Genomic DNA, 19,321 nt, shown 5'->3' on the forward strand with positions numbered 1-19,321 from the left:
CTTTTGATCTTTGCCTTCCTGGGCCATGTCTTATTTATTGAGAGCCTTCAAATCCTCGAACACCCTGCGAACATTCTGTTTAAGGAGCTGAAGGTCTCCATCGTTTCGAATGATAAAATCCGCATACGCCAGTTTGTCTTCCATTTTCATCTGGTTGTCAATGCGGCGTTCGATTTCCTCCCGGCTCAAAAATCCTTTGTTAAGAGAATTCTCCAGTTGGGTTTGCCGGTCACACGCGACCACAATTACCTTATCTACTTTACGGTAATTTCCAGATTCAATTAAGAGTGCGGCATCAATAAAAACCAGGGCCTCAGGATCGTTCCGGACGATCCCGGCAAACCGCCGTTCTTCCTCTTCGAACACCCGGGGGTGCAGAATGGATTCTAGAACCTGCTTTTCTCCGGGGTCGCGAAACACCACATCCCCCAATCCGGCGCGGTTCAGTGTGCGGTCGGAATTGAGGATGGATTCCCCAAAATGCTCTACAATCTCCCGCCACGCGGGTTCATCCGGACGTACCAGCTCGCGACACAACAGGTCGGCATCGATCACGTACCCGCCAAGTTCCTGCAACATCCCGGCGACGGTGGTTTTGCCGGAACCAATTCCGCCGGTCAAGCCGATTAGAAGTGCCACCCCGCCCCCTTTATGTTCAAACCCATCATTCCAAAACCCGCTTGAGGAAATCCTCGTACAATCGCATCAATTTTCTGGTTGTAGGCCCGGGTTTGCCATTACCTACAGGCCGGCTGTTCAGGAGGGTGACAGGCATGATCTTTTTCACCGTACCCGTGATGAAAGCCTCCTCCGCCTGTTCCAGGGCTTCCGGAGGCCATTCGCCCTCTTCTACAAGGAACCCGTTTTCACGCGCCAGTCTCAGGATTTTTTCCCGGGTGATGCCTTCCAGTATGCCGCAGTCCAGGGACGGAGTGAAAATGCGACCATCCTGAACGAAAAAAATGTTGCTGGTGGTGCATTCCGTCAGGTAACCGGAGGAGTTGAGCATCAACGCATCGGCCGCTCCTGTTCTGTTTGCTTCCATTTTGGCCAGCACGTTGTTCAGGTAGTTGCCGGTTTTCAACCCGGGGTTCAAAGATTCTTTCAGGTTGCGCTTTACGCTCACCAGCGCCAGGTGAATTCCCTTGTCGTAATTTTCCTGAGGGTAAATCACCGCCTCCTTGGCAAGGATGATTACGTTCGGTGACGTGCAGGAGGTAGGGTCGAGGTCAAGTTCTCCCACCCCGCGAGTCACAATGATCCGGACATAGGACTCGGTATTTCCCGCCGATTGCAGGGTGCGGTGGACTTCCTCGCCAAACTTCGTGTCACTGTACGGTATATCAAGATTCAGTGCGGCGGCCGACTGCCGGAGGCGGCGTAAATGCTCAGCCAGGAAAACGACCCGCCCATTGATTGTGGAAACCACTTCGTAGACACTATCGCCGAATAAAAAACCATGGTCGAGTACGGAAATAGAAGCATCGTTGGCAATGGTTCCATTCAGGTTAATTTTGATGGTCATGGGCCGGTCCGCAGGAAATTTGAAAATTATTTTTCGTCATCATTCATTTTATCAAGAATATCATTTAACTTTTCCTTGTCTTCCTTCGTGAAGACTTCCTGGATCTTATCCTTCATCTCAGCTGCTTCATTGAATTTTTCCTTGCCATTCTCAAGAGTCTCCTCAATTCCGTTTTTCAGCTCCCTGACTTCGTCCACAGTCTCGCGCATGGTGCTTTTAAGGTCCGTCTCGTTTAACTTTTCAATATATTCTTTTGGAACATCCACGTTTTCCCCGAACACCTCCACAAGTTCTTCCAGCTTGGGGTGGAAAGAGGAGTCGTCCGTAATGTTGGAGTAGGTATCAGGGAGGTATTGTAAGGGGAACAAGGCTACAACAATGACAAAAATACCCTTTACGGCACCTATAACGCCACCCCATACGCGGTCCATGCGCGAGATGGATTCTGATTTCTCAATGTACTTTTTAAGCAGTTTTCCCAGAAAATAAACTGCTAAATACACTCCTGTGAATAACAGGAAGAACGCAAGAATGTGCGCAATGGTGGGGCTGTCGAGAGTATTCAGTAAAACTTCCGACATCTCATCCTGAAAATTCAACGCCACCACGTAGCCTAAAAACAGGCCGGCAAAAGTGAACAGTTCCCGCACCATTCCACGGTAGGCGGAATAAGCTGCGCTGATTAAAACAATTGTGAGAACGACGATATCAAAAAATGTCATTGTTCAATTATCCGATGTTGCCGGACTCATCCGGATGGCCAGTATCTGCTCCCAACTGGTGAAGTTTTTCTTTTCATACAGGTTTTTATAAATCACGAAATTCCTGAGAACCTTCTTCACATAATTTCGGGTTTCATTGAAGGGAATACTTTCGATGAATTCGATATCACTCAGCGATGAACGGATTTCCCTCCATTGTTTCACCCTGTTCGGACCGGCATTGTATGCCGCGAGCGCATAGACGGGATTGTCATTGAACATTTCCAGAAGGTGATTCAAGTATTTCACCCCGAGCTTGATATTCAAGGAGGGGTTCTTCAAATCTTCCGATTCCGGTGCAGGTTCACCCAATGAATGAGACACCCGCTTGGCCGTTTGCGGAATCAACTGCATCAAACCCATGGCGTTGGCGGACGAGTGAGCGTTTGGATTGAAAGCGCTTTCCTGACGCATCAAAGCCAGTACCAGATAGGGATCCAGACGGTAAGGCTCTGCTTCCCGCCTGGCCTTCTCCATGAACGCTTCGGGAAAAAGGGTTTCAATCAATCTTGGGGGAAGAGAATCGTGGTTGTTGCGTAGAGACAGGGTCCAGGACAATGCAATGGTTTTCTGGTACCCGCCTGCCTTTAGAAATAATTCTATTAAATGGTGGAGAAACGCATTGGACTCGCGTCCATGCGTCACCTGCGCCAATTCATCCAGCCCCTTTTCCAGGAAACCGATGGCGATCAGTTTTTCTGCGCGCTTGAGCCGTTTGCGCCCTATTTCGCCCAGACCTGGCTGCCGCGCCTGGCTTTCCGGCGACGGGAGTTCCTCTTTAACAAAACTCAAGGGCTCCATATTCAAATCCACCCTTGCCAGCATGGCGTAAAAATTCAAGGGATGCAGTTCCACCAGTTTTCGTAAGGTGATTTTTCTTTCATCTGTTTTATTGAGGGCCGACTGTGTCTGGGCGAGCCAGTAATAAGAGGCGGCCACAAAATTATATGCATTCAGGAGGTTCGATTCGTATTCGGGCGCTCGCGGATTGAACCTGTCCAGAAATGCCTGGAATTCCTGTTCCGCCTGCACCAGCTTTCCCTGAAGACGATGAATCCATGGAATCTTGAATTCGGCAGATTGGACGTAATCGCCGTAATCGTATTTTTGCAGCAATTGCTGGTAAAATTCGAGCGCCTGATCGTTGTTGCCAAGGTCCTCGTGAATACGCCCCAGAAAGTATAGAGCCATGTGACTGGACTCCACTTCCGTCGGGTGCTTTTCAAGAATCACCGAATACACACGGGCGGCCTGAGCAGAATACTGGTTTCTCCAGAGAAGGAACGCCAGCCGGCGCAATTCCATCGGCGGATAGAGGTGAAGAATCCGGTCGATGCTCTCCTCCCATTCGTTTCCTTTCTGGATGAAGTCGAACACCATCTGATTGGTTTTTGATATCACCCCGCGGGCTTCCAAAAGGCCTGGATACTCCGACAAGATGCGGAAAGCAGCATCGAATAACGCGGGAAAATCATTCTGTTTCACAGCCGCGTAAAAATCCTGAACATGAGGGTGCTGGTACCCGTTGTCAGGGTTTTTGCGGGCAGTCTGTTTGGATGCCAATCCCAACCGACCCTCCGTCCCGTTCAACCGGAGATCCAACGCCTGGACAGGAAGTTTGCGATTGATCATGTCTTGACGGCGAGCATCTAAAAATGCGCGGGCCGAGCTTTCCACGTGTGGGTCGTCGTATGAATCCATTAGAAACGTGTAAATATCCAGGGCCTCTTCAAGGTTGTGTTCCGAATCGTAGGTCTTTGCCAGCGACAGATGCACTTCCATCTGATGTGCTTCGTTGCCGACAAACTCCCTCATGAGCGCTTTCCGGTAAAACTGCCAGGCCATGTGGAATTGTTTCGTTTCGAAATAAAGGTCACCCAGATGTTTTTCATTTTCCGCCATCAGGCGCGGCAGATCGGTTTGATATGGGCTTGAAGGATAAGCTCTGTGGAGATCCAGGTAAATCTTCAGACATTCTTCCAGGTTGCGGATTGCCGCTGGAAAGTCCCCGGACACCCTTTCTTTTCTGGCCAGTTCGTTTCGTGCCTGCGATTCAAACACCATTCTCAAATCCTGTAATATGAAGTTGCCGCGAATTTTGTTTTCCAAATAATTCAGGGCTTCTTCCTCATCCCCTTTGATCAAATGCAAATAACCAAGAGCCAGGAAAAGCAGGTTTTTTTCCTCCAGGGTTTTGAGCCGCCCCTCTTCTTCCTTCAACTGCTTAATCAGTGGCTCGATTTCTTTGGTTTCCAGACTCTCAATATTGGGAATGCGCCCTGAAAACAAGAAATGGATGGAGAACGGTTTCGCGCTTTTGAAAATATCCAGCTGGCGGGCGGACGCAACATCGGGCTCTTGCCATAAACCCAAAAGGAAGCAAATCAAAATGAGGAAAACCGAGGATTTCATTGGGTGTTGTTCATGAGATGTGCATTCATTTCCCGGAGCCGGAAAGGAATATTGGAAGGCCGCCATGGGCCGACAACCTGAAGAAACTCCAAACGCTTCGAAGGACCCTGCAACGAATCCAATTGGGTCCCGCAGATTCCCATTATCCGCAGAATGCCATATGAACTCAAGTAAATTCAATAGCTTAGGAAAACTAGCGGATTCCCGTTTCCAGGTATTTGCCAAAAAGAAGCTTGAAACTGGAGGTGAAGGCAGGACGCCCCGTCTGAAGGGCTTTCTGAATTTCCTGGATGGACCAATAGCGCCCCTCCTCGATCTCATGTGGGTTGATGCGAATGCGCTGGCGGGTGATGCAGGTGTAACATTCGACATGTTCCCAAAAGGTTTCGGGGCAGGCCTGAATGCGTAAAAACGGCTTGAGGGTTTCGCGAATCCCCAACTCTTCGTCCAATTCCCGATGAGCGGTTGCCCAGTAGTCATCGCCGGCGCTCACGTGCCCGGCGGCTGAGGTATCCCAGTACCCCGGATTTTCGTCCTTGCTCATGGCGCGCTTTTGAAGAAAGAGTTCGCCCGTTTCATTGAAGACCAATATATGGACCGAGCGGTGCAACAGCCCCCTGGAATGCACTTCCCGGCGAGTGGCCCTTCCGATCACCCTGTCTTCGGAATCCACCACATCAAATATTTCAGAACCATCATCCATAACAAAATTCAAATCGCAGGAATGAAATTGGGGACGGAAAGTCCATCAGTGCATGGATTTTTGCAAATCTCGCAGGTAACTCAAAGAATCGGGAATGCTTTCTTCTTCGCAATAATTGTGTTCGGAGAGAGTTCGGATATCATCCAACGCACGCTGGTCTCCTTCAAATACCACAGAGCGATACCCCTTATCGGCGATGGCACCGCCCGCCTGCAACAGGCTCATCACGGATTTGGCGTTGAATTTTTGCCCATCGACGATCAAAAACACATCGGAGTCGTGCTTTCGAACAATAAGCGAGATGTAAGTGGATGGCCGGGCGTGGAAACCGAGAGGTTCCGGTATCGACAACTCATAACGCACCGTTTTCACGAAGCTCTTGAGAATTTCCCGGCTCAGTTTGTGGCCTTCGTGAATGTAATACAGGCACCGTTCGAATACAAAATTAACGATGTGCCCCAGGAGTTCCGTTTTGTCCACCAGGCTGGAAATGGTCCGTTTGCACTCACTGTGGCGGATTTCGTCTTCGTGACGCTCAAAAAAATGACACAGCCAAACGGTGACTTCCAGAAGGTGCAGGGGCATGGAAATGTAGCCACGGAAATCTTTCAGATTTTTATGCCGTTGTTCCATGGACGTATTTTTGATGTACGTATCGAACTCCGATTGAATGCTGTGCACCAGATTCATCAGGTAGCGGGCTTTTTTCTCATCCAGAACGTCCGGGACGATCATCCGCAGTTTTTGAGGGTCGTGTGTGGGTTGAAAACCCATATCCGCGATGAGCTGATTCACGTTTCCCACTTTTTCGAACAGATCGATCACACGATCCTCGTCCTCTTTCACCAGGTCGTCTACGACATTCTTGGGCAACTGCTTGGTGACTTCAATTTCCTGAAATTCGTCGGGATCGATGGCCTGGCCCACTATTTTGAGGCCATTCGCGGTGGCGGCTCGAATGGCTTCTTCGTACAGGTTGAGAATGGAGCGGTTGAGGAAATTCAGGAAGTTCCGTCCTCTGGAAAAAAACAGTTCCTGTTCCTCCTCGCAGTCCCGAAGCCGGTAATAAGGATACCGGTCAAGCAGGTGCTTGGTGTAAAACCCGGAGATGACAAGGTTCCGTATGCTGGCGATGTATTCGGTGAAGGCGGACCAGGTGCGGTTTTCCCGCGCACCGTATTCATCCAGAAAGCTTTCGAGAAAATCGGACTGCTGGATGAGGTTGGAATAACATTTGCGCGTGGGTTCCGTTTCATTCACCAGCACGCGGTAAGCATTGAAGTTGCGGAAAAAGGACGCGCTGGCATCCTGTACCAGGGGCAGAAACTCTTCTTCGGTGATGATTTGGTTGAGGGATTTCGGTTCCAAATTTCAGGTCATCCAGAGCGACGCGGCATGAATAATATGAGCGCGCTCAATTGTAGGCGGGGCCCCGTGCCACATTCTTGGGAAGATATTTCTTCCAGCTTTCGATGTGTGAGGGAGGCCCTTCCGGAATGATAAAGGAATGGAAACTGAACTCGGGGCGTATGGGTTTCTTGATCAGTTTCATGTCGGCTTCAGAGGCCGTGCGGTTGCCTTTCTTCAAATTACAGGGTTTGCACGCCACCACCACGTTCGTCCATGAGGTCTTGCCTCCACGGGATTTGGGCAGAATGTGATCGACGGTCAGCAGATGCTCCCGTTCCCCGCAATATTGACAGGTGTAATTGTCGCGGCGAAGGATGTTTTTCTTGCTGAATGCGACCTGTTTGCGTCGGTTGCGCTTGACCACCTTGAGCACCCGGATCACCGTCGGTAGGGGGAACGAAAGCGAGGGCGATCGGATGACATACCCATCGCTTTCAATCTCCTCGGCGCGTCCGCTCAACACCATCAACAGCCCCCGCTTCGCACAGCAGAATTGCAGAGGCTCATAAGTGTAGTTGAGCACAAGGATTTTTAGAGAGTCGAGCATAGCAAACCTTCTCCAAAGAAAGGATACAGGTCACCATTCAAGCAAACAATTGAAAAATTGTACTCTTATAGCTCGTTCGCCGTCAACCCGATTCAGGGGTTCCCTGGTCCTTCCCGGTAGTCGGATCGTTATAAAAGATTACCACGACCAAGAAGGTTCCTGGGGTCGAGCTGGTTCTTGAGGATGCGCAACTGATCAAGGGTTTCTTTGCCAACCATTTGATGGTAGAAGGCTTTTTTCAATTTGCCCACGCCGTGCTCGGCGGAAACCGTGCCTCCCCATTCCAGGATTTGGTCCACAAATTTTCCATAAAGCGCCTTCGCCCGGTCGATTTGATTCTTGTCAGGAAGCAGGTTGATATGAAGGTGGTTGTCGCCTATGTGGCCAAACATGGCAAAATCGATTCCACTCTCTTCTAATGCAACCCGGTAAAACCGCATCATCTCAAGAAAGTGGTCGTCGTCCACGGCCATGTCGGTTCCCATTTTGACCCGGCCCATGCGGCTGTTCTCTTCATTCAGGAGGAGGGGAACCTGATGGCGGAAATCATGAAACCGGGCGATGTCCTTGGGCCCCTGTGCAAACCATGAATCTTCCAAAAGGACGTCTCGCGATTGCAGGAATTCGTACCAGGACTCCAGGATGCTTTCAAATTCCTCTTCCGTTTGCACATCCTGCTCAAAAAACAGAGCGGCTTCGGCTTTTTCGGGAACATTTTGAAATTTCTTTTTGAGCCGCACCAGCGAACGGCGGTCGAAATATTCCAGGGAACAGGGATCGATCACATCGGAAGACGCATCCCGGATGGCCTCCACCAGATTCCAGCACTTGTCTTCGCTGTCCATGAAAAGGATTCCGCTCAAAAAATCGAAGGGTGTTGTTTGGAGCTTCAAACGAACGCCTGTAATCAGGCAAAGGGTGCCATCGGAACCGACAAACAGATCGATCCAGTCCATTCCCGGCTGGTAGAAATACCCGGCCGCATTTTTGATTTGCGGGCTTCGGTATTCCAAGGCAGGCAGCTCAACCCGGGTGCCGTCATCGAGTTCCAGCGCCTGATCGATAGTTTGTCCCCGTCGCAGGTGAGCGGAACGTCCATCGGCAAGGAGAATATCCAGTTCCTGCACGTAATCACGCGTGACGCCAAATTTGTAACTGCGGGACCCAGAGGCATTGGTAGCAAGGGTACCGCCAATGGAAGCGAGAGTTTCAGTTGGATTGGGCGGGTAAAACCAGCCGGAACCTTTCAGATGCGTGTTCAAATCTTCCAGCGTCACCGCCGGTTGAACCCGAATGGTCCCCTCCTCCACCTCTCCGGTTTCCTTGAACCGCTCCATGGAAACGATGATTCCCTCGACCGGGACCCTGGATGCGGTGAGACCCGTGCCGGCACCGGAAACGGTTATAGGCTGATCGTTTTCCCTGAGAAAGGATTTCAATTCCTCAACCGTTTCGGGGATCACCACTTCAGAGGCCGCCCCCGGGGGACAGTTGGAGGCGTCTTTCAAATAAGGCGCGATGGCCTCGGGATCGGTTTTACGTCGTATCATTTCATAAAGGTGCTGGTTGAAGCTGGATAGATGTGGTCAGCGACGGGTGGATTCCATCAGGCTGTCAGCCTGTGGCGGTAAAAACCCTGCATAACCGTTATGCCGTTCGATCAACTCAAGCACGGAGTAAACATTGCCATTGCGGGTTTCCGGTTCAGTAAAAACCTGGCGCAGATCCGATGTGGGGCCACCCACGATGTCCCCTGCCATTCGAAATCCGTCACGTTCCATGGAAGAAATGGCCGCCTCGATGTTTTCCACCAACACCGCGATGTGGTGAAAGCATTCATCCCCGTGCGCGTCGACCCACTGAGGGATCAGGCTATCTTTTCCACGATCATCATCATAAGCCTGATCGATGAAAAAGGCCGGATATCCGGGTTTGCGGTACACCTTGGCCCACCAGCTGTCAAATTCCAGAACGCCGATTTCCCTGTCTTCCTGATAACCCAGATCCAGAAACTGACTGGAGCGCCGCTCAACGTTGTGGGTGCGTATGGTCACATGATCCAGAACCGGCATCAGGCCAACGCCACAATCATTGAGTTTGTTCACGAGATGCCTTCCCGCACGATTGCCGTCAATAAACCGATTCAGGTAATCGTTTAGAATTTGATCCAATTCAGACATAGAGATTCTTATGCTTTATCTTCAGGCGACTCCGGTGGCTTGGTCTTTACCTGTGACCGGTCCGCCGAATCATTTTCCGTCTCAGAAGGATAATTGTGAATGAACCGGGCATAACGAACCATCAAGACCAGCATGGCCAGCACGATCCCGACAACAATGACAAGAAATACTGAATTGCTCAAAATGAATCTCCCTGACAAGTAATTTAGCCTGTTTCCATTTTACCAAAGTTGCAGCAACCCTCTCACCCGGAATCCTCGCTAAGAATTCATTTTCTCCAGGCGCTGGCGGGCAAAGTATTCCGCTTCGTCAAGGCTCCCTCGTTCTAGAAAGCTTTGAATTTCCGGGTCGGTCAACAGGCTTTGTAGGAATTCCTTACGTTGCCGGGTATCGGTTAAAACCTCCATTGCCAATTTCCGCATACGCTCCTGCAATACCACCTGCAACAGGTCTACCTGGGTAATGGTCTGCTTCAGAACCGGTTCCAGCCGGGCTCGGAAAGTTCCTGACATCAGCGGACTTTTTCCACTGGTCGAAATCGCGACTTTCACATTGTCGTCAAGGGATATCACTGCAGGGTGGCTGAAATCGCTCACTTCCGGATCGTCCACTGCGTAAACATAGCACCCTGCTTCCAAACCGGATTTAACGAGTTTGCGGTTCAGTTCCCGCGAGTCGGTGGCGGCCATGACCAGTATCAAACGATCATAATTTTTAAGGAACTCGCCATTTTCAACAATCATGACCGTGCACTGGAGGCGGCCATCCCCTTCCCATTTACGAATGGGTTCGGAGATGCGGTCGGCGACCACGATGATTTCGCAATCCTGTCCCAGTAAAGCCTCCACCTTCCGCGTGGCTTCCCGACCCGCGCCGATCACCACCACCTGCTTGCCCCTCAAATTGAGATCAATCAACATGATTCGGATTTTCCTTTCGGGAAATTTGGAAACAGTTGTCGATACTGGAGCGTTCCGCTTTCGCTTTTCCAATTTTCTTCAAAACCGCTACGCCTTCTTCACATTGATAGAATGGGAACTCGAGATACAGCCTTCCTATTGTGTACTGTGCATTGAGGTACTGGGATTGATTGAATCCCGCCTGCAGCACGTAATCCCGGGCGGGACGCAACCGGTCCCATTTCCACTGGTCCCCGGACGCAAGCAGGTTCTGTTTTGATAAAAACCGGGCGATGCTGTCGGCGATCACCATGTGACCGTTGATATTGGGATGCACATGTTCCAGAAACAGGTCCTCACCCGGCAGGCCTTTTTTAGAAACACTTTCGAATTTGGGTGCCAGGTCCAGGACGAGCCCCCCCTCCTCGGCTCCGACATCCTTTACAATTTGATTGAAGCGAAGACAGGCCCGCAGGTGAAGGCGGTCGTATTCGCGGGCCTGCAAATAATGAAACCTGGCCTTGCCCATCTGGTTCAACCGATCATAAGCCCGTGCAAGCCCGTAGTGCGCTACCGCGTATTGCTCATCCTTCTGATGAGCGGCATGAAAATTCTCCAATGCTTTTTCATACTTTTCCCCCTTCATTGCCTCACGGCCCTGCTTTACTGATTCCAGAATAAGGGAACGTGAATCGGTCGAAGTAATCTCAGAAAAACCGGAGCGGATGGGAGAAAAATCACGCAGGTTGGAAACCAGGGTAAGAAGCAGGACCTGGATCCCGCGATCTTTTGCTTTCTGGATCAATTCCTTCAGGTTGGCTTTGTAATTGCGTTCCGCCTCGGCATGAAGGGGTTCGTCCCAAACCATGTTTTCCTGGGACAGCATGGCACGGAACAGGTTCACCTGGCTTTCGCGGGTCGCCTTCTCCTTGTCACGGGATTTCAACCACAAACCGGCACGCTCCAACGCCAGGTACACCCGCGAGTGGAACAGGAAGGTGGCCAACCGGATGACGCCCCGGTTCTGGCCATAATTGACCGTGGAGTTGACACCGAAGTGCCCTATGAATTCGTTATGACCGCTGTAGACAATAAAGAGATCCGGTTCGTAATCCATCAATTGGGATGCGAGGTCCAGAACGCCAAAGCTGCTTAGTGCGTCGTACCCGGCATTGATCACTTCCACCCGCTTGCCGGGAAGCACATCATTCAGGATTTCCTGCAAAAGTCCTGAGTAACTGATGCGCCGGTCTGTGTAGGGAAAACCCCGCGTGGTGGAAGCACCGACCATGAAGATGCGAAACACGCCCGGTTGCTTTTTTTTCGAAAACTCGGTGTCCTCGTACCACGGCTGGTCCGTGAACAGTTTGTTGATGTTGACGGGCAGGTGCTGGAAATAATGCATGGCCACATACTGGGTGTTGAGCGAAACCTTGCCCTCGTCCTGCGGCCGGGTACCAGACACGACAAATTGGAACTGATCGCCAAATCCCCCCAGACGCAACCCCCCTTCCAGCAGAAGCAAACACCCCACCCCCACGCCAAAAGAGAGGAGACCCTTGAAAATTATGGAGTTACGGAATCGAGCCCACATGAGAAACAATGAATGCATGCACGCGGTAATTGAAATTTATTCCAAACGAAGTGCCAGTAATTGAAAAGATTGCATTTCACTATATTGACAAACTCACCTAATAAGAGCTAAATTTATTCCGAAAGGATTTCCCATCCATGGCCATCAAATTCAAACACATCGGCTCAGTCATCGTTCTCGTTTCGGTTTTGTTCCTGTGGTGCCAGTCAGCACAGGCGGTGATGATGCCGAAAGAAACCAGCATGATGAATTGCAGTCAGGTCATGATGTGTGGCGTTTGTGCGGTCGCTCTCCATTCTGTTTCCCCCGTCCTCAATTCGGCGCCACCGGAAATCCGTATGTTTGTCGAGATCATTCCCCAAATGCCGGATCCCCATCCGGTTCCGCTTTATCATCCTCCCAGGTAAGGCACTTAATTTCTCCATCTAGAAGTGCAACCATTATAGCCCAAATGGGCTAATATCCCCGTCGTGAAAATTAAATCCGGGATAGGAGGAATTCATGTGCCGCAATTGGATTATTGTGGTCGTTCTGTGTCTTGTCCCTTCCATGGGACTGGCAACGGAAGGCCAACACCATGTTTTTAAAACCACATTAAATAGTTTCATTCAGGAGGCATTGCAAAACAACCCTGAATTGGCGGAGGTCCGCCAGAAAATAAAGGTTTTGAAAGAAATCCCGCCGCAACGGGAATCTCTGGAAGACCCGATGGTGATGCTCGGCCTCATGAACCTGCCCGTTGACACCTTTTCTTTCGGGCAGGAGGCGATGACCCAGAAACAGATCGAAGTGACCCAGGCGCTCCCCTACCCCGGGAAACTGAACCTCCGTTCCAAAGAAGCTCTTCAGGATGTACGCATCGCCGAACAAACCCTGCAGGATCTGGAACTGGAGATTGTACGGCAGGTCAAAACGTCCTTTTATGAAATCTGCTTCATCCGTGCGGCCATCGACACCACCCGCCAAAACAAGATTCTTTTGGAACAGTTCGTCACCATTGCCGAATCCAAATACGCAGTGGGAAAAGGAATCCAGCAGGATGTCCTGCAGGCCCAGGTGGAATTGTCCAAAATTCTGGACCGGCTGATTGAACTCCAGCAACAGAAGGACCAGGAAACCGCGCGTTTGAACACGCTGATGGACCGCCTTCCGCAAGCGCCGTTGCACATCCCGCATGGAATCTCACAGACGGCATTTCACTACACGGTCGAGGACCTGCAAGCGCTGGCCGAGAAGAACAGGCCTGCCCTGAAGGAAATACAGGAAGCCATCGAAAAGATGAAAGTGCGGAAGGAACTGGCTGAAAAGGAATACTACCCGGATTTCCAGGTGGGCTTTCGCTATGGCCAGCGCCAGGATTCCCCATTCACGGATCATCCTGACTTCGTATCGGGTTTTGTTGGAGTCAACATTCCCATCTGGCAGAAGACCAAACAGGATCGAAAGGTGGCGGAAGAGAATTACCGCATTTCCGTTCTTAGAGAATCGTACCGAAAAGTCCGCAACAAAATATTCATGGAAATAAAAATGATGATGGACAAGGAGAAGAAAAACCGAGAGATCATTCAGCTGGTAAAAACAGGCATTATTCCCCAGGCCAAGCAATCTTTGGAATCCGCACTGGCCGCCTACAGTGTGGACAAGGTGGACTTCCTCACATTGATCGACAATCAGGTCACTCTTCTCAACTGGGAAATAAAATACCATCGCGAATTGACCCAATACGAACAAAACCTGGCCGCCTTGGAAAGCCTTGTTGGAAAGAGCCTCCTTGATCTGGATAAAAGCATAACGGTGAAACCATGACCGACGAAAAAAACAACAAACCTCCCGAGGATGAAAGTAAGGAGAACGGCGACTCCACGGATGCAAACGTTGGGGAATCCGCATCCGAACGGGATGATGGAGAGGTCCTGTTTCCTCTTGTAAAGCACGTCAAACCAAAAACAGGACCTCCTGCCGATCCAGGGAGTTTCCGTTGGTTGAACCTGGCGCTGTTGTTCGTTCTGGTTACGGGTTTTTATTTCCTCGGCTTTTTGACCGGCCCTGCTCAATGGGAAGGCACGAAACGCGCTTTCTCTGAATTCATCTCTTTCTCAAAGGAACGCATCATCCCGGTAAAAGAAGACGTCAAGGAATACATCGAGGCGAAAATCCAGCGGGAAAAATCTCCGGAAGGCACCATGCGGGAGGGGTCCGGGTCCGAGAATCAAAAAATGCCCATGCCCGAGATGAAACAGAAAAAGGAGGAACGAAAAGTCAAATACTGGCAGGCCCCGATGGATCCCAGTTACAGGCGGGACAATCCGGGAAAAAGCCCCATGGGCATGGACCTCATCCCCGTTTACGAGGATGTGACGGAGGACTCGGCCATAAAGATCAACCCGACGGTGGTTCAAAACATCGGGGTCAAAACGGAAAAAGTGAAAGTGCGGAAATTGACCCATAACATCCGAACAACCGGCACTCTGACTTATGACGAGAGGAAGGTGCATCACATCCATACCAAATTTGGCGGCTGGATTGAGAAACTGTACGTAGATTTTACCGGGCAGGAAGTGGATCACGACGACATGCTGATGGAAATTTACAGCCCGGAACTGGTTTCCACCCAGGAAGAATTTCTGTTGGCGCTCCAGTATAAGGAATCCCTGGAAGACAGCCCCTTTAGGGAAATCCGCCGTGGCGCGCAAACCCTTCTCTCTTCCACCCGCAGACGGTTAGAGTTGTTTGATGTGGCGCAACACCAGATCCAGGAGCTGATCAAAACCCGAAAAGTGAAAAAGACCATGCACATCCATTCTCCGACCCGGGGATTCGTGGTCCATAAAAAAGCCGAGCACGGTCAGTATGTTGAACCCGGAACCCCGCTTTACACCATTGCAGACTTGTCCAGCATCTGGGTCATGGCCGACATTTATGAATACGAAATGCCCTGGGTGGAAATCGGACAGGAAGCCACGATGAACCTTCCCTATTTTCCGGGGAAGCAGTTCAAAGGCAAGGTGACTTATATCGATCCCTTTCTCGATCCCAAAACCCGGACGATCAAAGTCCGCATGGAATTTGAAAATCCTGATTGGGCACTGAAACCGGACATGTACGCGAATGTCACCCTGAAATCTCCTTTATCCAAAGACGGGGTGGCAGTTCCCGAACAGGCAGTGATCCGGTCAGGGAATATGGACCTGGTGGTGGTCCAGAATAAAAAGGGACAATTTGAAACCAGGCAAGTGGCACTGGGAGTGGAGGCGGAAGGATATTACCAGGTTCTCAAGGGGTTGAAGTCGGGTGAAACGGTGGTGACTTCTTCCGCTTTCCTGATCGATTCCGAAAGCCGTTTGAAGGAAGCCATGGACAAGCTGGACAGCTCTTCCGGGAACCCGGAATCCAAAGAAACTCAAAAACCGGGGAAGCTTGAGTTGAAACTGGATAACAAGAAAACCGTCCATAACCATTGATGTCATGACACCTTTTTTCAACGAAGGGATGGCCCGGAGAAAGTCATGCTGAAACGAATCATTGGGGTTTCACTCAAAAACCGGTTTCTGGTTTTACTGGGTGCGCTTGGTGTTTTCATATGGGGCGTGGTTTCCATGAAAACCATCAATCTGGACGCCATTCCGGACTTGAGCGATGTGCAGGTGATCGTTTTTACCGAATATCCGGGACAGGCCCCGCAGATTGTCGAGGACCAGATCACCTATCCCCTCACCACCACCATGCTGTCCGTTCCGTTCGCCAAGGTGGTCCGCGGCTATTCCTATTTCGGCCTGTCGTTCGTGTACATTATTTTTGAAGACGGGACCGATCTGTACTGGGCTCGAAGCCGGGTCCTGGAACAGCTGAATTTCGTCTCCAAAAGACTGCCGCAAGGTGTTACCCCGTCCCTTGGCCCCGATGCCACGGGTGTTGGCTGGGTATACCAGTATGCACTGGTGGATCGCAGCGGCCGACACGACCTTTCGGAGTTGCGGTCCATCCAGGATTGGTATTTGCGGTACGAACTGCAAACCGTTCCCGGTGTCTCCGAAGTCGCGAGCATCGGCGGCTATGTGAAGCAATACCAGGTAGAGGTGGATCCCAACAAGCTGAAGGCCTACGACATTCCCCTTACAAAAGTGAAGCATGCGATCCAGCGCAGCAACAACGATGTCGGCGGCCGTTTGCTGGAAATGTCTGAAACGGAATTCATGGTGCGCGGACTTGGTTACATTAAAAACCTTGAAGATATCGAGAACATTCCATTGGGGGTCGATCCCCAGGGAACACCAATCCTGGTCAGGGATGTCGGCCGCGTGCAACTGGGACCGGAACTGCGGCGCGGACTTGCGGAATTGAACGGCGAAGGAGAAACGGTTGGCGGCATCATCGTCCAGCGTTTCGGCGAAAACGCATTGGAAGTTATCCACAAGGTCAAACACAAACTGGATCAACTGAAAAAGGGGCTCCCGGATGGCGTTGAAATCATCGAGGTGTATGACCGCTCTAAACTCATTCAACGGGCCATCAGCAACCTTAAAGAAAAACTGATCGAGGAAAGCGTCGTCGTTGCCCTGATAAGCGTTTTTTTCCTTCTTCACCTCCGGTCCTCGCTGGTGGCCATCATCACCATTCCCATGGGCATCCTCATGGCGTTCATCGTCATGAAGTACCAGGGATTGAATGCGAACATCATGTCGCTGGGCGGAATCGCCATTGCCATTGGAGCCATGATCGACGGCGCCATTGTGATGATCGAAAACGCCCACAAACATCTGGAACGTGACCGCGGCAAAAAGGATCACTGGCAGATCATTTACGAAGCGGCGTCGGAAGTGGGCCCGGCATTGTTCTATAGTCTGCTCATCATAACGGTTTCCTTTTTACCCGTTTTCACACTTGAAGCGCAGGAAGGCCGGCTGTTCTCTCCCCTTGCTTTCACGAAAACCTACTCCATGGCCGCCTCCGCCATTCTGGCAATCACACTGGTCCCGGTCATCATGGGGTATTTCATACGAGGCCGCATCCTGCCGGAAAAGAGAAACCCCATCACATGGTTGCTGGAAAATCTTTTTCGGCCTCTTCTCTGGCTCGTCCTGCGGATGAAGACAGTGATTATTCTGTTGGCAGTATTAATCGTGCTCGCCACCCTGATTCCCCTTAAAAAACTCGGATCGGAATTCATGCCACCTCTGGATGAAGGAGACCTGTTATACATGCCCACCACCCTTCCCGGCATTTCCATAACCAAAGCCCGCCAGCTTTTGCAGCAAACCGACAAGATCATCCGCCAGTTTCCGGAAGTCAAAAACGTGTTTGGAAAAATCGGGCGGGCGGAAACCGCCACCGATCCCGCCCCATTGACGATGATCGAGACCACGATCACACTCAAACCAAAATCCGCCTGGCGGCCGAACGTAACAATGGATACTTTGATTGAGGAAATGGATCAGGCATTGCAATTTCCCGGATTGACCAACACCTGGACCATGCCCATCAAAACCCGCATCGACATGTTGTCCACCGGTATCAAGACTCCTGTGGGCATAAAAATTTCCGGAGATAATTTGAATCAGCTTCAGCAACTGGGGCAACGCATCGAAGGGGTCGTCCGTAATATACCCGGCACTGCCAGCGTGTATTCCGAGCGTGTGGTCGGCGGAAATTATTTTGATTTTATCATCGACCGCAAACAGGCTGCACGCTACGGGTTGACGGTGGGCGATGTACAGGATGTCATCCAGACGGCCATCGGCGGCATGAACATCACCACCACCATCGAAGGACTTGAACGTTATCCAGTCAATTTGCGTTACAGCCGGGGATTGCGTGACAGCATCAGCAGCCTGGAACGGGTGCTGATCCCCACCCCTCGTGGAGAGCATATTCCCATGGCGCAGGTGGCCAAAATCGATATCAAGAAAGGTCCGCCCGTCATCAAAACCGAAAACGCCCGTCTGAATGCCTGGATATACATTGATATCAAGAACATCGACGTCGGAACCTACGTTCAAAGAGCGCAGGGCATATTGAATCAACGGATTTCACTGCCGGCCGGTTACAACCTGATCTGGAGCGGCCAGTACGAGTACATGGAACGGGCCAAGAAACGGTTGCAACTCATCGTTCCGGTCACTTTGTTCGTCATATTCGTCCTGCTCTATCTCAACTTCCGCAATATGACGGAAAGCATCATCGTCATGCTGTCACTTCCTTTTGCGCTGGTTGGAGGTATCTGGTACCTGTATTTCCTCAATTACGAACTCAGCGTGGCCGTGGCGGTTGGATTCATCGCGCTTGCGGGAGTTGCCGCCGAAATCGGCGTTCTTGTTCTGGTATATATCGATCAGGCTTACAAACAGAAACGGCGGGCGGGGGATATCCGTTCGAAAACAGATATCCGCGATGCAGTCCTTCAAGGCACATCAGAACGGATACGGCCGATTATGATGACGGTCGTGTCCACCGTCGGCGGTCTTCTCCCCATCATGCTGGGGACCGGCACCGGCTCGGATGTGATGAAGCGGATCGCCGCCCCCATGGTCGGCGGCATGGTTTCAGCCACGATCCTGACTTTGATCGTTCTGCCCGCCCTTTATAACCTGATCCTGGAAATCCGGTTCAAGCGGGATTCCAACTTGAATGAAAAGAAGGAGGAGGTATTCAATGAAGCAAAAAGTTTACCTGGTGATTCTGAGCATATGGACACTCCTGCTCGTTCCATTCAGTGAAGCGGGAATTGCTCATGTGATCCCGGAGGATGAACTCCGCAACAAGGTTTACCTGAGCAAACTCGATGCCTTGAAATCGGTATTTAAAGGTATCAGCAAAATCAAATACAGAAAGGATCACCTGACCAAGTCGAAAATCGAAAAGATCAAAGGGCTGACGGGTCAGCCTCCCGCCGGCACGCGCCTGGACTATTATTACGGCATCCGGGATGACGGACAAAAACTGTTTGCATTCATTTCCAAGGCCCAGTCCAATTCCCATCCTCCATCCCAGGCGGTGTTCATCACCCTGGTCGACGAAAAGGGGGCGGTTCAGGATGTAAAAATCATGGAGTACAGAGGACCTCAGCGGGCTGAAATCATTTCTCCCTCATTCCTGAAGCAGTTTATCGGAAAAACAGCCAAATCAGACTTCGCTTCCATCTCCTCAAACCAGGGAAGGTCCCTTCCGGTACGCTCACTGGCCAAGGCAGTCCACAAAATCGCAGCCAAAGTTCTGGTACTGACAGGAAAACAGTGAACATCTTTCCGGCTTCCTTGACACCTACGGGTTCCAAACGTATTCTTGAATCGAAAC

The 19,321-nt window shown here is 50.9% G+C and carries 17 protein-coding genes; 5 read left to right on the forward strand and 12 right to left on the reverse strand.

What is annotated here, in order from left to right; all coding sequences use genetic code 11:
• Window positions 1–30: 30 nt before the first annotated feature.
• The 12 genes from coaE to ACTRXA_RS02100 all read right to left on the reverse strand — a co-directional run bounded on the left by coaE (window position 31) and on the right by ACTRXA_RS02100 (window position 11,962).
• Window positions 31–639 carry a dephospho-CoA kinase gene (gene coaE / locus ACTRXA_RS02045; RefSeq protein WP_442425539.1) on the reverse strand — a complete coding sequence of 203 codons (609 nt, stop codon included), beginning with the start codon at window positions 637–639 and terminating at the stop codon, window positions 31–33.
• 25 nt (window positions 640–664) lie between these two features.
• Window positions 665–1,525, reverse strand: a complete 861-nt coding sequence (locus ACTRXA_RS02050; protein ID WP_442425540.1) for an aminotransferase class IV — start codon at window positions 1,523–1,525, stop codon at window positions 665–667.
• Between the two features lie 26 nt (window positions 1,526–1,551).
• Window positions 1,552–2,247 carry a CvpA family protein gene (locus ACTRXA_RS02055; protein ID WP_442425541.1) on the reverse strand — a complete coding sequence of 232 codons (696 nt, stop codon included), beginning with the start codon at window positions 2,245–2,247 and terminating at the stop codon, window positions 1,552–1,554.
• Between the two features lie 3 nt (window positions 2,248–2,250).
• Window positions 2,251–4,764: a transglycosylase SLT domain-containing protein gene (locus ACTRXA_RS02060; protein ID WP_442425856.1), complete on the reverse strand. Its 2,514-nt coding sequence runs from the start codon at window positions 4,762–4,764 to the stop codon at window positions 2,251–2,253.
• A 127-nt stretch (window positions 4,765–4,891) separates the two neighbouring features.
• The gene (locus tag ACTRXA_RS02065) at window positions 4,892–5,401 is read right to left on the reverse strand and encodes an NUDIX hydrolase (protein WP_442425542.1); all 510 of its coding nucleotides are present in this window, start codon (window positions 5,399–5,401) and stop codon (window positions 4,892–4,894) included.
• A 45-nt stretch (window positions 5,402–5,446) separates the two neighbouring features.
• Window positions 5,447–6,769, reverse strand: a complete 1,323-nt coding sequence (locus tag ACTRXA_RS02070; RefSeq protein WP_442425543.1) for an HPr family phosphocarrier protein — start codon at window positions 6,767–6,769, stop codon at window positions 5,447–5,449.
• Between the two features lie 46 nt (window positions 6,770–6,815).
• Window positions 6,816–7,358, reverse strand: a complete 543-nt coding sequence (locus ACTRXA_RS02075; RefSeq protein ID WP_442425544.1) for an HNH endonuclease — start codon at window positions 7,356–7,358, stop codon at window positions 6,816–6,818.
• 128 nt (window positions 7,359–7,486) lie between these two features.
• Complete coding sequence (locus ACTRXA_RS02080; RefSeq protein ID WP_442425545.1) at window positions 7,487–8,908, reverse strand: FAD-binding oxidoreductase; 1,422 nt, start codon at window positions 8,906–8,908, stop codon at window positions 7,487–7,489.
• A gap of 36 nt (window positions 8,909–8,944) precedes the next feature.
• Window positions 8,945–9,538 (reverse strand): VOC family protein, encoded by a 594-nt coding sequence (locus tag ACTRXA_RS02085; RefSeq protein WP_442425546.1) that lies wholly within the window; start codon window positions 9,536–9,538, stop codon window positions 8,945–8,947.
• 8 nt (window positions 9,539–9,546) lie between these two features.
• Window positions 9,547–9,720, reverse strand: coding sequence for a hypothetical protein (locus tag ACTRXA_RS02090; protein WP_442425547.1), 174 nt, complete (start codon window positions 9,718–9,720; stop codon window positions 9,547–9,549).
• A 78-nt stretch (window positions 9,721–9,798) separates the two neighbouring features.
• Window positions 9,799–10,458 (reverse strand): precorrin-2 dehydrogenase/sirohydrochlorin ferrochelatase family protein, encoded by a 660-nt coding sequence (locus ACTRXA_RS02095; RefSeq protein WP_442425548.1) that lies wholly within the window; start codon window positions 10,456–10,458, stop codon window positions 9,799–9,801.
• Window positions 10,448–11,962 carry a tetratricopeptide repeat protein gene (locus ACTRXA_RS02100; protein ID WP_442425549.1) on the reverse strand — a complete coding sequence of 505 codons (1,515 nt, stop codon included), beginning with the start codon at window positions 11,960–11,962 and terminating at the stop codon, window positions 10,448–10,450. The genes ACTRXA_RS02095 and ACTRXA_RS02100 overlap by 11 nt, the downstream gene beginning before the upstream one ends.
• 206 nt (window positions 11,963–12,168) lie before the next feature.
• Between ACTRXA_RS02100 and ACTRXA_RS02105 the strand changes: the two genes are divergently transcribed.
• The 5 genes from ACTRXA_RS02105 (at window position 12,169) to ACTRXA_RS02125 (ending at window position 19,264) form a co-directional block, all read left to right on the forward strand.
• On the forward strand, window positions 12,169–12,438 hold the full coding sequence (locus ACTRXA_RS02105) for a hypothetical protein (protein WP_442425550.1): 270 nt from the start codon (window positions 12,169–12,171) through the stop codon (window positions 12,436–12,438).
• A gap of 94 nt (window positions 12,439–12,532) precedes the next feature.
• Window positions 12,533–13,837 carry a TolC family protein gene (locus ACTRXA_RS02110; protein WP_442425551.1) on the forward strand — a complete coding sequence of 435 codons (1,305 nt, stop codon included), beginning with the start codon at window positions 12,533–12,535 and terminating at the stop codon, window positions 13,835–13,837.
• On the forward strand, window positions 13,834–15,492 hold the full coding sequence (locus tag ACTRXA_RS02115) for an efflux RND transporter periplasmic adaptor subunit (protein ID WP_442425552.1): 1,659 nt from the start codon (window positions 13,834–13,836) through the stop codon (window positions 15,490–15,492). The genes ACTRXA_RS02110 and ACTRXA_RS02115 overlap by 4 nt, the downstream gene beginning before the upstream one ends.
• A 45-nt stretch (window positions 15,493–15,537) precedes the next feature.
• Window positions 15,538–18,744 carry an efflux RND transporter permease subunit gene (locus ACTRXA_RS02120; protein ID WP_442425553.1) on the forward strand — a complete coding sequence of 1,069 codons (3,207 nt, stop codon included), beginning with the start codon at window positions 15,538–15,540 and terminating at the stop codon, window positions 18,742–18,744.
• Complete coding sequence (locus ACTRXA_RS02125) at window positions 18,680–19,264, forward strand: hypothetical protein (RefSeq protein WP_442425554.1); 585 nt, start codon at window positions 18,680–18,682, stop codon at window positions 19,262–19,264. Before ACTRXA_RS02120 ends, ACTRXA_RS02125 begins: the two co-directional genes overlap by 65 nt.
• Window positions 19,265–19,321 lie beyond the last annotated feature (57 nt).

This window comes from Nitrospina sp. P1_D6 (assembly GCF_052156615.1).
Classification (GTDB): Bacteria; Nitrospinota; Nitrospinia; order Nitrospinales; family Nitrospinaceae; genus Nitrospina.